The organism is Nostoc sp. (assembly GCF_036917155.1).
Taxonomy (GTDB): Bacteria; Cyanobacteriota; Cyanobacteriia; order Cyanobacteriales; family Nostocaceae; genus Nostoc.
Genome location: NZ_JBALDZ010000120.1, coordinates 12,730 through 29,039 on the forward strand (window position 1 = coordinate 12,730; position 16,310 = coordinate 29,039).

Annotated in this window: 12 protein-coding genes; 8 read left to right on the top strand and 4 right to left on the bottom strand. The window is 43.1% G+C overall.

Annotated features, from left to right (window positions below; all coding sequences use genetic code 11):
• Positions 1-219 precede the first annotated feature (219 nt).
• Together gltB and V7K67_RS16750 are read left to right on the top strand one after the other, a co-directional pair.
• Positions 220-5,013: a glutamate synthase large subunit gene (gltB, locus tag V7K67_RS16745; RefSeq protein WP_335167560.1), complete on the top strand. Its 4,794-nt coding sequence runs from the start codon at positions 220-222 to the stop codon at positions 5,011-5,013.
• 401 nt (positions 5,014-5,414) lie between these two features.
• Complete coding sequence (locus tag V7K67_RS16750) at positions 5,415-5,630, top strand: hypothetical protein (RefSeq protein ID WP_334731901.1); 216 nt, start codon at positions 5,415-5,417, stop codon at positions 5,628-5,630.
• A 63-nt stretch (positions 5,631-5,693) separates the two neighbouring features.
• Here V7K67_RS16750 and V7K67_RS16755 read toward each other — a convergent pair whose 3' ends face one another.
• The gene (locus tag V7K67_RS16755) at positions 5,694-6,605 is read right to left on the bottom strand and encodes a polysaccharide deacetylase family protein (protein ID WP_334731902.1); all 912 of its coding nucleotides are present in this window, start codon (positions 6,603-6,605) and stop codon (positions 5,694-5,696) included.
• 955 nt (positions 6,606-7,560) lie between these two features.
• On the opposite strand from V7K67_RS16755, the gene lepB reads away from it, so the two are divergent.
• Positions 7,561-8,133 carry a signal peptidase I gene (gene lepB, locus V7K67_RS16760; protein ID WP_334731903.1) on the top strand — a complete coding sequence of 191 codons (573 nt, stop codon included), beginning with the start codon at positions 7,561-7,563 and terminating at the stop codon, positions 8,131-8,133.
• Positions 8,134-8,533: 400 nt separating this feature from the next.
• Here the strand turns inward: lepB and V7K67_RS16765 are convergent, their stop codons facing one another.
• Positions 8,534-9,067 (bottom strand): ComEA family DNA-binding protein, encoded by a 534-nt coding sequence (locus tag V7K67_RS16765; protein WP_334731904.1) that lies wholly within the window; start codon positions 9,065-9,067, stop codon positions 8,534-8,536.
• A 14-nt stretch (positions 9,068-9,081) separates the two neighbouring features.
• A complete protein-coding gene (locus V7K67_RS16770; protein WP_334706273.1) occupies positions 9,082-9,456 on the bottom strand; it encodes an NINE protein in 375 nt (124 codons plus the stop codon).
• Between the two features lie 216 nt (positions 9,457-9,672).
• Here V7K67_RS16770 and V7K67_RS16775 point away from each other — a divergent pair, with 216 nt between their 5' ends.
• Both V7K67_RS16775 and V7K67_RS16780 read left to right on the top strand, forming a co-directional pair.
• Entirely contained in the window at positions 9,673-10,605 is a 933-nt protein-coding gene (locus V7K67_RS16775) for a J domain-containing protein (protein WP_334731905.1), read from the top strand.
• Positions 10,606-10,731: 126 nt separating this feature from the next.
• Positions 10,732-11,055, top strand: coding sequence for a DUF1825 family protein (locus tag V7K67_RS16780; RefSeq protein WP_179067573.1), 324 nt, complete (start codon positions 10,732-10,734; stop codon positions 11,053-11,055).
• 62 nt (positions 11,056-11,117) lie between these two features.
• On the opposite strand, the gene V7K67_RS16785 is transcribed toward V7K67_RS16780, so the two are convergent.
• The gene (locus V7K67_RS16785) at positions 11,118-13,049 is read right to left on the bottom strand and encodes a transglycosylase domain-containing protein (protein WP_334731906.1); all 1,932 of its coding nucleotides are present in this window, start codon (positions 13,047-13,049) and stop codon (positions 11,118-11,120) included.
• A 173-nt stretch (positions 13,050-13,222) separates the two neighbouring features.
• On the opposite strand from V7K67_RS16785, the gene tyrS reads away from it, so the two are divergent.
• Genes tyrS through V7K67_RS16800 form a run of 3 tightly spaced genes read left to right on the top strand, consistent with a single transcriptional unit; the run spans position 13,223 to position 15,872 of the window.
• Positions 13,223-14,413: a tyrosine--tRNA ligase gene (gene tyrS, locus V7K67_RS16790; RefSeq protein WP_335167564.1), complete on the top strand. Its 1,191-nt coding sequence runs from the start codon at positions 13,223-13,225 to the stop codon at positions 14,411-14,413.
• Between the two features lie 14 nt (positions 14,414-14,427).
• On the top strand, positions 14,428-15,159 hold the full coding sequence (pyrF, locus tag V7K67_RS16795; RefSeq protein WP_335167566.1) for an orotidine-5'-phosphate decarboxylase: 732 nt from the start codon (positions 14,428-14,430) through the stop codon (positions 15,157-15,159).
• Positions 15,156-15,872 carry a hypothetical protein gene (locus tag V7K67_RS16800; RefSeq protein WP_334731909.1) on the top strand — a complete coding sequence of 239 codons (717 nt, stop codon included), beginning with the start codon at positions 15,156-15,158 and terminating at the stop codon, positions 15,870-15,872. The genes pyrF and V7K67_RS16800 overlap by 4 nt, the downstream gene beginning before the upstream one ends.
• The last annotated feature ends 438 nt before the right edge of the window (positions 15,873-16,310 follow it).

Genomic DNA, 16,310 nt, shown 5'->3' on the forward strand with positions numbered 1-16,310 from the left:
CAGGGCAAAAATAATGTCTTGGCGGAGGTAGCTTGTCTAACACCGCATAAATACATAAACAATACGCAACTATTCTAACACGGGTGAACGACGAAAGTAAGACCGAAGTTAAAATTTTTTTCCCTAAATTTCGGTGCTTATATATTTCTCAATCGCGGAATTTAGAAAAATTTTCCCGTAAGTGGCAAAATTGGTAACTCAATACTTCAGGAACAGGGTATGAATAATCAACCGATGAATCAAGACCAGAAAATCACAGCGGATATCAACTCAAGAGATACCTATCAGGGGCAAAAGTGGTTAGTAGAGGAACGAGATGCCTGTGGTGTAGGTTTTATTGCTCATCGCCAGAATCATACCAGCCACGAAATTGTCAAAAAAGCTTTAGCTGCTTTAACCTGCTTAGAACACCGAGGAGGTTGTAGCGCCGATCAAGACTCTGGTGATGGTGCTGGTGTGTTGACAGCAATACCTTGGAAGTTGTTCCAACAAGACTTTGCCCAAAGGGGGAAGGAATTTCCATCCACCGATAATATAGCTGTGGGGATGATATTTCTACCACAAGACCAAGAAGCAGCACAAAAAGCTAGGGCAACTGTTGAGCAAGTAGCTGCTGAAGAAAAATTGATTGTATTGGGTTGGCGAGTAGTGCCAGTGCAATCTAATTTACTGGGGATACAAGCAAGAGAAAATCAACCCCAAATTGAACAAGTTTTGTTAGCTTCTGTTGACAAAAGCGGCGATGAATTGGAACGCCAGTTGTATATTACCCGCCGCCGAATTAGTAAAATTGCAACCAAAATCTCAGAAGAATTTTATATCTGCTCGTTATCAAGCCGGACAATTGTCTACAAAGGCATGGTGCGTTCTGCTGTTTTGGGCAACTTTTATGACGATTTAAAAAATCCAGCTTACAAAAGCGCCTTTGCTGTCTATCATCGCCGCTTTAGTACCAATACGATGCCCAAGTGGCCCCTAGCCCAACCGATGCGGCTTTTGGGGCACAACGGCGAAATCAATACCTTATTGGGTAACATCAACTGGATGATGGCACGAGAAGCTAGCCTGAATCATCCTGTATGGAACGTTGGCGCAGCCTCTCCGCAGGAGACTCGCATCGAGGAGCTAAAGCCACTAGTTCATATTGATAACAGCGATTCAGCTACCCTAGATAACGTAGTAGAATTGCTGGTTTGCTCTGGACGCACCCCCTTGGAAGCTTTAATGATTATGGTTCCAGAGGCTTACCAAAATCAGCCTTCTTTACGTGAATATCCAGAAATTGTTGATTTTTATGAATATTACAGTGGTCTGCAAGAAGCGTGGGACGGGCCAGCACTTTTAGTATTCAGCGATGGTAAAAAAGTTGGTGCAACTCTAGATCGTAATGGTTTAAGACCCGCTCGTTACTTGATCACCAAAGATGATTACATTGTTGTAGCTTCGGAAGCTGGTGTTATGGACTTCCCAGAAGCCGATATTGTCGAGAAAGGTAGACTCGGCCCAGGGCAAATGATTGCTGTGGATTTAGAAAAAAATGAAGTCCTGAAGAATTGGGATATTAAGGGGCGCATCGCCAAGCAGCACCCTTATGGAGAATGGCTGCAACAGTACCGTCAAGAATTAAAGTCATTGGTGAGCCAACGCGGTCTTGGGGGTCTCCCCCATGAGCGATTGGCGAACCCCGAAGGGGTCATTAGCCATTCGTCATTAGCAAATGGCAATGGCAAAGGACAATTGACAAATGACCAAGGACAATTGACTATTGACAAGCAAACCTTACTTCAGCGTCAAACTGCCTTTGGATACACCATAGAAGATGTGGAAATGGTGATTCATCCAATGGCGATCGCAGGTTCGGAACCAACTTTCTGCATGGGTGATGATATTCCTTTAGCAGTGCTGTCAGAAAAGCCTCACTTGCTTTATGACTATTTTAAACAGCGCTTTGCTCAGGTAACTAACCCAGCGATCGATCCCCTGCGGGAAAAGCTAGTCATGTCTCTGAAAGTCGAACTGGGGGAACGAGGTAATTTATTAGAACCCAAAGCAGAATATGCCCGGAGATTGAAACTTGAATCGCCAGTGTTGACGGATGATGAACTAGAGGCAATTAAGCTGTCAGGATTTGCCACGGCTGAGTTATCAACCCTATTTGCGATCGCCAATGGCCCAGAAGGATTGAAAGCCGCTGTGCAATCTTTACAAGCACAAGCCGCTGAGTCAGTCCGGGCAGGTGCAAAGATTTTAATATTAAGCGATGCCTACGGCGGGCTACGCCAACGCGTCAATGACAGTATCAACACAGAATATACCTACATTCCTCCCTTATTAGCAGTGGGTGCGGTGCATCACCACCTGATTCGGGAAGGGTTGCGAATGAAAACATCCCTGATTGTCAATACTGCTCAATGCTGGAGTACCCATCACTTTGCTTGTCTGATTGGCTATGGTGCTGGCGCAGTTTGCCCGTATATGGCTTTAGATACGGTGCGTGATTGGTGGTCTGATCCCAAAACCCAAAAGTTAATGGGTGTGCAAAAAATTCCCACCCTTACCCTAGAACAAGCTTTAGGAAACTATCGCAAATCAGTAGAGTCAGGTTTGCTAAAAATTCTCTCCAAAATGGGAATTTCTCTGCTCTCCAGCTATCAAGCAGCCCAAATCTTTGAAGCTATTGGCATCGGTGGAGATTTAATCGAATTGGGATTCCGTGGTACGACTTCCCGCATTGGTGGTTTGAGTGTGAGTGAACTCGCTGATGAAGTGCTGTCCTTCCATAGCCAGGCTTTCCCAGAACTGACGACCAATAAGTTAGAAAACCTGGGCTTTGTGCAATACCGTCCTGGTGGTGAATACCATAGCAATAACCCAGAAATGGTGAAGGCGCTGCATAAAGCCCTAGATGGCAACGGCTACAACCACTACGAAGTTTACAAAAAGCACCTCCAAGGTAGACCAGTAACAGCCTTGCGGGATTTACTGGACTTCCAAGGCGATGCCTCACCGATTCCTCTAGAAGAAGTGGAATCGGTATATGAAATAGTCAAACGCTTCTGCACCGGTGGCATGTCTTTAGGTGCTTTGTCAAGAGAAGCCCATGAAACTTTAGCGATCGCCATGAACCGCATCGGTGGTAAATCCAATTCTGGAGAAGGTGGCGAAGATCCAGTACGCTATACAGTTCTAGATGATGTAGACGAGTCTGGTCACTCGCCAACCCTACCTCATTTAAAAGGATTGCGAAATGGCGATGTAGCTCATAGTGCTATTAAACAAGTTGCATCGGGACGCTTTGGTGTTACGCCAGAGTACCTCGTCAACGCCAAACAAATTGAAATCAAAATTGCCCAAGGTGCTAAACCTGGGGAAGGTGGACAACTGCCAGGGCCAAAGGTGAGCCAATACATTGCGATGTTAAGGCGCTCTAAGCCAGGCGTGACGCTGATTTCGCCACCACCGCACCACGATATCTATTCTATTGAAGACCTAGCACAACTGATTTTTGATCTGCACCAAATTAATCCCAAAGCAAAGGTGTCAGTGAAGCTAGTATCAGAAGTTGGCATTGGCACGATCGCAGCTGGTGTAGCTAAGGCCAACGCTGATATCATTCAGATTTCCGGTCATGATGGTGGTACAGGTGCATCGCCACTTAGCTCTATTAAACACGCTGGTTCACCGTGGGAACTCGGTTTAAGTGAAGTGCATCGGGTTTTGATGGAAAATAGCCTGCGCGATCGCGTGATCTTACGCGTAGATGGTGGACTCAAGAGTGGCTGGGATGTGGTAATAGGTGCATTGATGGGCGGTGAAGAATTTGGTTTCGGCTCCGTCGCCATGATTGCTGAAGGCTGTATCATGGCGCGAGTTTGCCACCTAAATACCTGCCCGAAGGGTGTTGCTACTCAGAAAGAAGAACTCCGTAAGCGGTTTACGGGAATACCCGAACAAGTTGTCAACTTCTTCTACTTCATAGCCGAAGAAGTGCGTAGTTTGTTAGCCCGACTTGGCTACCGTTCTTTGTCAGAAATCATTGGACGTGCAGATTTGTTAAAACTGCGCCCAGAAGCAAAACTCACCAAAACGCGATCGCTGAATCTCGACTGTTTACTTCAGTTACCAAATAGCAAAAACAATCGTAGCTGGTTGGTGCATGAAGAAGTCCACAGCAATGGCGTGGTTTTAGATGACAAGTTTCTTGCCGATGCCGAAATTCAGGCTGCTATTAGGGATCAGTCTACTGTTACTAAGACTTACCCGATTGTCAATACTGACAGAACAGTAGGCACAAGATTAGCGGGTGCGATCGCTTCTCAATACGGTGACAGCGGTTTTGAAGGACAAATTAATCTCAACTTCACAGGTAGTGTTGGGCAAAGCTTTGGTGCTTTTAATCTTCCCGGCATAATTCTGAGCCTAGAAGGAGAAGCAAACGACTACGTAGGTAAAGGGATGCATGGTGGTGAAATCATCATCAAACCTCCAACTGCTGCCACCTATAACCCATCACAAAACGTGATAGTTGGCAATACCTGCCTCTATGGTGCTACTGGCGGCGTGTTATTTGCCAATGGACTAGCAGGAGAGCGCTTTGCTGTGAGAAACTCCAAAGGCATAGCAGTAATTGAAGGCGCTGGGGATCACTGCTGTGAATACATGACAGGTGGTGTGATTGTCGTCCTCGGTAAAGTAGGACGTAACATAGCAGCTGGAATGACTGGTGGACTGGCATACTTCTTGGATGAAGAGGACTCATTTCGTGAGTTAGTCAACCCGGAAATTGTCAAAATTCAGCGGGTGATTACAGAAGTAGGTGCCAAACAACTGCAAGAGTTAATCCAAACTCATGCGGAACGAACTGGTTCACCAAAGGCAAAGAAAATTCTGCAAAACTGGCAAGAATTTTTGCCGAAATTCTGGCAGTTAGTCCCACCTTCTGAAGCTGATAGTCCAGAAGCTAATCCTGAAAAAACAACAACTGAGTTCAGTTTAGTGACTAGTAGTCATTAAGTGAAGTGGGCGTGAATAATTAAAGGGGAAAGGGTTTAAATTTACCTCTTACCCTTTTTCCCTAAACCAATTAAGTTTATAATTGCTCCAATTTGACATTACATTTTTTGGAAAAAATGACACAGGATTACCCCTATACATTTGCTACTGAGGAGTTAGGCGCTTAGGCTTGGAGCTACTTTATCAAAACAGAATTCAGGAGTCAGGAGCCAGAATTCAGCAATGTTTTTTGTGCGACTGGCTGATGAATCAAGGGGTTTAAGACCCCCACTAAATCGAAGATTTAGTGGTCTTCAATCAGTGGCGGGTCTGAATCCCCCACTGATTGATTCTGACTCCTGAATTCAGAATAGCTGAATTCTTCTTCAAATCGGGTTTTTCAGGATATTGGATTAGTCACAATGTCCGTTTGTTTAGTTCAACCTGTTGCATTGCGAGAGTATGACAAGCATCTAATCGATTTGTCACTATTTGAGGCAGCTGATGCTCTAATCGAAGCTGAACTGATAACAAAAGAGGAGATTGACCAGACGATTGCTCAAATCAGAGCGTTAGCTGAGGACGAAAAAACCGTGTTTGGCATTCCTCGTGTAACACAGTTATGCGCGCGAAATTAAGTTTGTTGTCATTAACCAAAAAAACATAATTTTAGTTTTTAGCTAATTACTCACAATTAATAATTATTGCTTTTTGTTAGTAAGCAACTTTTGGTCTGTATCTTGAATTTCTAAAAGTTCTGGAATAGTCACAAAGCGATAGCCTTGCTTTCTGAAGTTGCTAATAATTTCTGGTAAAGCTTGTACAGTTCGAGAACGGTTCCCACCACCATCATGCATTAGAACAATTCCACCAGGTTTTGAATCTCTAATCACGTTATCGATCAATTTTGGTACAGCTGGCTGTTTGTAGTCTGTGGAGTCAGCTGACCACATCACCACAGCATATTTTTGGCCTTTAGCATAAGCAACTAATCCATTGTGCAAGAAGCCACCAGGCGGTCGAAAGAGATTTGTTTTAACACCTGTAACTTGATAAATTAGGTCTTCTGTGCGATCTATTTCAAAAGCTGCTGCTTGTGGATTTAAGAAGTGATACCAGTGATGCCAAGTATGGTTAGCAATGACGTGACCTTGAGCAACAATTTGCTTTCCTAACTCTGGATAATTTTTTAGGTTCTGTCCGACGACAAAAAACGTCCCTTTGATATTATTTGATTTCAGGATATCTAGTACTTGCTCTGTAGTTTCAGGCCAAGGTCCATCATCAAAGGTGAGAGCAATTACTTTCTCATTTTGAGTGAGTTTTACGGACTCAATTATTGCCCCTTGAAAGCTTGATGGTACAGGGTAGGCTAAACCCTTTGTTTGTGCTTCTTGCTGCCAACTTGTAAGCATCGCCGCCTTTAATTTCTCAATGCGCTGCTGAGTTCCTACGTTTGCAGTTACATCTTTGATATTTATACTTTGTCTACTCTGAGCCTCCGAAGCATTTGGTCTGAGAAGCATCATGAAAGCAAGACTAAAAACCCCACCTAATGCAAGCAGCGCAATTAATATTCCTTCTGGCCACAGAAACGACTTATTATTTTCCACCTCATAGCTCCTTCAAAGATCGAACCATCAACCACGGTTATGACGGTACGTCATAGCACATTTTTTTTAGATATTTTAGATAGAATTGTTTTCTGGTAATCCCGAAAATTGGAATTGGGACTAACGGAAATTTAAAATCGAGAAGATAGTCAGATTTTCTGACAGGAAAGCTGTATAATTTACAACTTAGTGAGTTATTTGATTAACATCCAAAACTACTTACAAGGGGCGGAGTATCTTTCAAAAAAGAGTCTAGTCAATTATTAGTTCTATTCTTGATAGGATATATTCTACTGCCTGCTGCCATTGCTTCCTTTTTAAGAAAAAGTTAAGTTTTCAACTGACAGAATGTTCCCTTGTACTTTCTATGAAATAGGCAGACGAAAATTGATTCAATATAGTTTCTCATTGCCAAGGGGCACTTATTCGTTAATCTAGATACTTTTGGCTCATTCAGCAAAAATAATTCTATCAGCAGCTTAGTTCTCTTTGTAGATGCTGACACTTTAGCCGAAATTGCTAGTAGCTTTCTGTCTGCTAATGTTTTTCTCGATAATTTAAAGATATTTATATCTTAATTAATAGTACAGTTCAATGTGCGTTGTCACCGTGTAATTACGGAACTTAATCGCATATATATAAGCAATTTATTAAAATCGAAATTAGTATGGCACGTATACTATTAAAGCATTCAAATCTAGATTTAGAATGTAGTATTTTTTACTAGTGATACTTTATTCAACTAGATTCTTGTATTTAAAAGTACATTTAAGTTTTGATTGATTTTATGTAATATGACTTAACAATATAGATCAGAATATATTTTCTTGCAACTCAGTGTATTATTTAATATCTGTATTGGTTGACTCTAAACCCAGTTTTCCTCTTACATATACCTTTTGAGTCACAATAATCAAGGTATTTGTCTAACTTCTGAAAGTGGCTAGAAATTTTTATGGTTCCTCACGAAAGTGATGCAAAAGAAGAACGTGCATCGTTAAAAGTATGGCGTAGTTCGCAAGAAAATCTGATTTTAATTGCGATCGCACTGTGTTTGGCATTCCTGATTAGAACTTTTATCGCTGAACCCCGCTATATACCTTCTGACTCGATGTTGCCTACCTTGCATACAGGCGATCGCTTGGTAGTTGAAAAAATCTCTTACCATTTTCACCCTCCCATAACTGGGGATATTATTGTTTTTCAGCCACCCGCAGAACTACAACGTCGAGGATATCCCAAAGACCAAGCCTTCATCAAGCGGGTTATTGGTGAGCCTGGTGAGGTAATTAGTGTTGATTCTGGCAAAGTCTACCTCAACGGTCAAGCCTTGGCAGAAGACTACATCGCTGAACCCCCAAATCAGCCATATCGACCAGTGAAAGTCCCAGAAAATGAATTTTTTGTTATGGGAGATAACCGTAACGATAGTAATGACTCTCGCTATTGGGGCTTTTTACCCAGAAAAAATGTCATCGGTCGGGCAACATTTCGCTTTTGGCCTCTCGATCGCATTGGGTTTATTTAAATAGTTAGGAGTTAGGAGTTAGGAGTTAGGAGTTATGGAACTTCTCAGTTGAGTCTAATACAGACCTAACCCCCAACCCCTTCCCTACTAGCGTTGGGGAGTAAGATTCAAAGCCTCTCTCCTTTTAGGCTATCCATTACCCGGATCTTTCTTAACATTTGCGAAAGTCTTGACTCAGGTTTTTATAACCCTGATTCGTTCGTTGTTCATTCTCAATAAAAACGCAGTTTTAACGAGAAGATTAAAAGCGAATTTGTCAAGTATACCTAAATTCTCAGTGTCTAAGATGGTTATAGGACATGGGTTTCAAGATTGTAAAGAAAGATGTGGGTAACGCATAGCCTTTTAGGAGAGAGGTCAAAGTGTATTGCATACAAACAAGAAGCCCTACACTTTAAACTTAAAATGTTAAATAATACATCATCTGAGCGATCGCATCCCCAGTTAAATCCAAGCGTCGTTGGAAATCAGCCAGGTTACGGTAAGGCCCGGCTGATTGCCGATTTTGCACCACTGCTTCCGCCAGAGACAAATCTATAAATGGAATTTGTGCTAACTTTTCAACGGTTGCTGTGTTTGGGTTAACTAAATGGGTAGGACTTTCTAAAGATTCGTGGTCATAGTAAATAAAATTCAGCAGAGGCTTTAATGGCTCCAGGCGCGGCGCTGGCATACCTAAAGCCGCAGCGATATCTTCAATACAGTAAAATTTAACACCCGAACGTGAAAGTTCCACAAGCGATCGCGCTTGGTGAATTGACAAACCTGGTAAGCGTAACCAATCATCTACAGTCGCTTGATTAGCATCAATGCGAATACCTAATTGGGCCGCTATCTGAATTTCTTCCCCAGATTGTAGGCGATAGTAGGGATCGTTGAGGAGCTTGGCGCGGAGTTTTTGCAGCCTGGAGTTTAAAGGTAGCCAGTTATTCATGATTATTGCTCACCTCAAGAAATCTGGTCTAGCAATTGGCGGCGCTTTTGCTCAAATTCATACTCTGAAATTAGTCCATCCTGACGCAAAGCATCTAATTCACGCATTGCATCAGCGATCGCTCCTACCTGATTAATCACCTTTTGTGAGTTCCTTGCTGCTGACTTCCCTAGATTAAAATTGCGATCGAAAGCTTCTTCGTCTTGGGCTAAATACCAAACTCCCTCAATCGCACTGGCTACCTTGGGGATAGGCGTCCAGGAAAGCAACACATACAAAACGCCCCATAGCGGCTGTCCCAGATAGAATTTATGTAATCCTGAAATTGTCAGCGTGCCAGAAAAAGCTAGAACAGCAGCAATACTTCGGCTTTTGCGCTTAGTGAACATATTTCTAATAAATCTACCAACACCATAGTTTCTACAATAAGACAGTCAAAAGGCGCAGAAACAATTAAAAATGTTCGCGTAGCGTCTCGTTGAGAAGAACGCATGGCTGCCCTCAAGCTTTAAGGAAAACAATTTGAATAAATTTGAGTAAGTTTCACATGACTGTGCATTGAGCTTTGATGCTAATTTTAAGTTTTCAACGGATCGATTACTACGATGTCACAGATTTTCCTACCACCAAAATGGCTTGAACAGCTTTGCGATCCTTACGCTGTGCTAGGAATTTCTGTCAGTGCTGACGATCGCCAGATTTTTAAACGCTATCACACTTTAGCAAAGCTGCTACATCCCGATCGCTATGCCAAAGGCTGCAATCCAGACCAACAATTAGCAACGGCAATACTTAGCTATTTAATCAATCCAGCTTATGAACAACTCAAACATCGACACAAGCGCTTGATTACCATAGCCATGCTGCGATCGGACGCAAGAGTGTTACAACAGCAAGCTTTGTGTGCCCAAAATACCATAGCTGAGGAAATTAGGGAAATGTCTCCACCTCAAGCACAATTGTTTTACGAAGAAGCGATCGCCTCTTATGCAGAAGCTCAATACAAATCACTCCATCAGTTTTATCAAGTTACACAACAAATTAGTATACTGAATTTAGTTTACCTACAGTTGCATAAACCTGACCTGTTTTTGCCGCAAAAAACTATTCCCATCATCTCGGAAGTAGAAATCAAGCCAGTGGAATTGACATTAGATGAAAAAGCTAATGTCCAACCAATTTTGACAAACTACGCTCAACGTCACTACCAGCGAGCTATTGAGTACGTCAGGCTAGCCAGCTGGCCCCTAGCCGTGCAAGAACTGCGCGATGCCATCAAGTTAGAGCCAAACAACAGCAACTATTATGCCTTATTAGGTTTAGTACATCTAAAACAGAAATTTATCGGTATGGCCAGGGTTTACATCCGCCAAGCATTAAAACTTAACCCGCAAGATTCACTAGCTCTAAAATACGCTTCCGGACTGAAAATTCAACCGGGTGAAAACACTAATCCGAAATCAATGGCTAAAGCTCTGAGTATTGCAGCTTTATTAAGTCGATTTAGTAATGGGAAACGTTCTCAAGTCAAGTGTTGAAATTTCGGTAACAAACCGTACTAAAACCGAAGCTTCGTGACTAGATTACTCTCCTAGACTAAAATAATAAATAGAAGTAAAACTATTAAGCTGCTGAGTCTGGGCGCTCAGTTTAATATAAGCAATATGGGATTCTTCGATTCTGAGATAGTTCAACAAGAAGCAAAACAGCTGTTTGAGGATTATCAAGCGCTGATCAAGCTTGGCAACGGCTACGGCAAATTTGACCGCGAAGGCAAAAAGCTGTTTATTGAGCAAATGGAAACCATGATGGATCGATACCGCATCTTCATGAAGCGCTTCGAGTTATCAGAAGATTTTATGGCGCAAATGACAGTAGAACAACTGAAAACACAATTAGGTCAGTTCGGTGTAACCCCGCAACAAATGTTTGACCAAATGCACCTCACTTTAGAACGGATGAAAGCCGAGCTAGAAAAACAAACCTAACAAAAGTTAGGAGTTGGGAGTTACGAGTTCTTAATAAACTCATAACTCATAACTTATCACTCCTAACTTTGATTTGACTTAGGACGAGAAAACTGCGAAGGTGGCTTGAAGTTTTCTACTGGTACGTTCTTAAGTGCCTTCTCCATAAAATCTTTCCAAATGGGAGCGACCATAACACCACCTGTAGCATGGTCAGCTAATTGTCTGTTGTCGTCTCTTCCTACCCAGACAGCAGCTGTTAACTGTGGCACAGTACCCACAAACCAGATATCTTTTTCTGATGATGTTGTTCCCGTCTTCCCTGCCGCTGGGCGACCGATCGCAGCACCTTTACCAGTACCTTCATTGATTACCGATTGCATCACATCTAAAATTGCTGCTGATGCCCAAGGATCGAGAACTAGCTGCGGTTTAGGGGTGTTATCCAGCAACACATTACCACTACTATCAGTGACACGGGCAATTACAGTTGGCGGAGATTGCCAGCCATAATTAGCAAAGGTAGCATAGGCACTAGCCATTTCCAGAGGGGTGACACCAATTGCCCCAAGTGGCAAGGAAGTCACAGGTTCCATCGGACTCGTAATACCCAAGGTACGGCAGGTTTCGATCACTCTATTCATCCCCACAGCCTTACCAACCTTGATTACAGGAATGTTTCGTGATTGGGCTATCGCTGTGCGGATTGGCATTGATCCCCTAAAAGTATTATCATAATTTCTGGGAGAGTACCAGCCGTTACCATCTCGATAGCTGACTGGAGAATCTTCCACCGTTGAATCTGGCGCATATTTACCACTAGCGAAAGCAGTATAATATACAAAGGGTTTAAAAGAAGATCCCGGCTGCCGTTGAGCTTGAGTTGCACGGTTAAATTCACTGGTCTTAGGATCTATACCGCCCACCAATGCTTTGATAAAATGCGTGCGTGGATCAACTGCTACCAGGGCCATTTGATTCTTATACAATCCCTGATCTAAAAGTGTTTTATGCCACTTCGTGACAGTTTCTTCTGCCATCTTTTGGAAGTCGGCATCAACTGTAGTTTGCACCCGCATCCCGCCTTTGAGCAGTGTCTCACGCCCAAACTTCTTAGCTAACTCCTGCGCTACAGTATTGGTTACATAAGGTAGGGCACTACCTTGAAAGGATTTAATTCTCCCAAGTTTGATTTCTTGCTTGAGGGCATCATCATAGTCTGACTGGCTGATCCAGTTCAAGTCCCGCATCCTTCCCAGCACTTCTTTTTGTTTCTGTTTTGCCTTCTCCATGCTGACAAACGGGCTGAATTCTTCTGGTGCTTGGATTAAACCCGCCATCATTGCCGATTCACCCAAGGTTAAATATTCTGCTGACTTATTAAAATAACTGCGGGCTGCCGTTTGTACACCATAATTGTTATGACCCCAATAAACTTGATTGAGGTACATTTCTAATATTTGGTCTTTATTGAGAATTTGCTCTAACCGGATTGCTAGCACAGCCTCTGCTAACTTGCGAGTAAAAGCACGCTTGCGAGACAAAAATAGATTTTTTACCAATTGCATAGTAACAGTAGAGCCACCCTCTTTGACTCCACCTGCTACAGCATTAACTACTACAGCACGTCCCACACCGACGGGGTTAATACCGTGGTGATCGTAAAAGTGGCTATCTTCACTTGCCAACACGGCCCGTTTTAAATTCGGGGAAATTCTATCTAGAGGTACGACTTCACGGTTAGCTTCCCCGTGGATACTCGTTAAGAGTTTGCCCTTAACGTCATAAATGTAAGTCGTTTCCGAGGGAAAGAAGTTACGTAGCTGTCTTACATCTGGCAAATTACGGAAACTGATGGCTAAACCAACCAGTCCTCCGGCTACAATGGAACTTGCCAGCATGGTAATTGAAAGGAGAGTACCGCCAGTTACCTGACCGACTCCTTTCAAAAACTCAAAACCTGATGAAGCCCGACGCTGTGGCTGTTTATCTTCAAAAGTCCTAGACGACGACACGGCTATTTCACTTCCTCACTTGTAAATTTAACTGTAATTGATTGGGTGAAGCAAGGCGGTTAATTTTTTGCAATTATAGTAGTTTGGCAGATGAGAAAGTGGATAAATTGCAAGTGTTTATAACCAACTTAACTTCTAGTGTGCAAAACATAGCGAGTAATGAGTCTCTTAAGATGACGCCAGATTTTGCTTGGTTGCGTCGTGGTGTAGTAGAAGTTTTCCCACAACCAGTTGATGTTAACAGCGAAAGTCTAGAAAGGCTCTTACTAACTACAAACCAACCTTTGAGGGTCAAATTAGGGATTGACCCTACTGGTACTGATATTCATCTTGGTCATAGCATACCAGTACGAAAACTGCGAGGGTTTCAAGATGCAGGGCATACAGCAGTTTTAATTATTGGTGATTTTACAGCGCGTATTGGCGATCCAACTGGTAAATCGGAAGTGCGTCGTCAGCTGACAGAAGCAGATGTCGCGCAAAATGCTCAGACTTATCTGGATCAAGTACGTCCTATCTTGGATTTTGACACACCAGGAAGGTTAGAGGTGCGCTATAACTCCGAATGGCTCTCTGGGTTAAACTTAGAGAAAATTTTGGAGTTACTCTCCACGATGACGGTGGGGCAGATGTTAGCGAAGGAAGGATTTGCCGATCGCTATAAAAAAGAGAATCCGATTTTTATCCATGAGTTCCTGTACCCGCTAATGCAAGGTTTTGATTCGGTTGCAGTTGAGGCAGATGTAGAATTAGGTGGCACTGATCAGAAATTTAACATTGCTGTCGGCAGAGATTTGCAGCGTCATTTTGGTCAAAAGCCCCAATTTGGAATGCTGCTGCCAATTTTGATTGGCACGGATGGTGTGCAAAAAATGTCCAAGTCTTTAGGTAATTATATCGGATTATCAGAACACTCAGGGCAAAAGTACCAAAAGTTACAAGGAGTTCCCGATCATCTACTTGAACAGTATTTTGAACTGTTGACGGATTTACCTTTGGATCAACTGCCAGAAAATCCCCGCGATCGCCAAACACTCTTAGCATGGGAAGTTGTCAAGCAGTACCACGGCGAAACCGCAGCCCAAGAGGCGAAAGAAGCAGCCCAAAGCGGCGGCAAGGAAGGTGCAGTTCCAGAATTTTCTCTTTCTTCTGGCATACAGCAGTTCCCTACTAAGTTAGCGTATATTCTTAGTGTCACTGGCTTGTGCAAAAGTACGGGTGAAGGAAAGCGGAAAATTCAAGAAGGGGGAGTGCGTTTAGATGGCGATCGCATCACTGATGCTGATATCACTTTTGATTCTCCTACTGAATTACAAGGTAAAGTTTTACAAGTTGGGAAAAACAAGTTTGTGCGTTTAGTTTGAATGGGGAATGGGGAATGGGGAATGGTGAACAACTAGAACAACGAGTGATTGTGGCTTTGGATGTGCCAGATGTAGAAAGTGCGATCGCACTTATAGATCAACTTCCGCAAGTTGGTTTTTGGAAAGTCGGCTTAGAGTTGTTTACCAGCACTGGGCCGAAAATTCTGGAAGTGCTGAAGTCCCGACAAAAGCGCATTTTCTTGGATTTAAAGTTTGATGATATCCCCAATACCGTTGCTGGTGCTTGCCGAAGTGCAGCTAGATACGGAGTGGATTTACTGACAATTCATGCTACTGCTGGTAGAGATGCCCTGAAAGCCGCAACTGAGGCGGCACAGGAAGAGGCTGCAAAAGCAGGTGTACAACCACCAAAGTTAATTGCTGTCACCCTATTAACGAGCATTTCTGCTAGGCAGTTGGCGTTTGATTTAAAAATACCTCTAGAGTTACCAGAATATGCTCTAGAAATGGCCCTGCTGGCTCAAGAGGCGGGATTGGATGGGGCAGTTTGTTCGCCCCAAGAAGTGGCACAGCTACGACAAACTTGTGGAGATGACTTTTTGCTAGTTTGTCCGGGAGTTAGACCAACTTGGGCAGATCAAGGCGATCAAAAGCGATCGCTCACCCCATCCCAAGCAATTATTGCCGGTGCAGATTATCTCGTGATTGGTCGCCCCATCACCGCTGCAAGTGAGCCGAAGTTAGCCTGGAAGAGGATTTCTGAGGAGTTAACTACGGTGGCATGAAGCTAAGAGTCAGTGAGAAACTGCCAGAAAAAGTGCAAGGTGTAGGCAAGAGCAATCTTGCTTCTTCGCTCAATCAGAAAAATTATAATTGGCTTTTAGCTTGTAGCTTCTGGGTTTTAGTATCAAATAGCCTTGCTTACCCAGCATTCTCAATAAACCTCAACTCTAAACCCTCTGCGATCGCACAAAGGCAAAATGTCAACGGTGGCAAGAGGTCTTTATGTTCGGAGCAAAATTTAGAAACATTAACTATACAACTATTACAAGATTTACCTAGTTATACCAATCGCGCTAGTCAACGCGCCCGTCGCCTCAGTAGAAGCAGTGACATTTACAGTTATATGCTAGTGGCAGGAAGACCTGAGTTTACTCCTCTGCCCCTTAACCTTGAAGAATATAGTGCAAATGCGCCTAAAAGCTCTGCATCAGGAGTTGAGCAAGTTTTCTTTACTACCTTGGAGCGGCAGTACATAGGAAATAAAGCGTTAGAATTGCAACAATTCCACTGGCTATTGTTGACTAGAACTAAAAGTGGTTGGCAACTAGTGATGATGTTTTCTCAAGCTGGTTCCCATTCTGAAAATCAGCCACTATCCCCGCCACGCGATAGTAGTAACGGTACTGTTGCCCAAGGAATTCAAGCTTGGTTGCGCGATTGTCAAGCTGGAAGTGTACGACGGATGCGTACTGTCAATATGGGAGACAAAATTTAATAATGTACATTGAACTGCACTGATATTGTACTGAGCTAATCAAGTTAGAGCGAGACTGTTCTAATCAATTTTGCTCGACATCAATTTCTGAGTCAGATACTTATGTGAACTACCCCAACCTAAGATGGACGGCAATACTGCTCGGTTAAGGAATTTCTTCGTTGAGGCAAGCAGGTGGGGCAGGGGAAGAGTTTTGCCTCCATTTCTCCCCCTGCTTCCCCTGCCTCCCCTGCTTATCCGAGCAGTATTGAGATGGACGGGACTTCCCAATTCATCAGGAATAGCCTCCAGAACTGCGTAGTACTAGAAAGTCTTACATTCCCTCCTCTTGTCAGGAGTCCTTCCAAGACCCAAATTTTTTTTCTTGCAACATATACCTATTAGCTTGGTTTTCGCTTATGGCATTGATGATCAAGACATTGAGCATCATACCAGAAA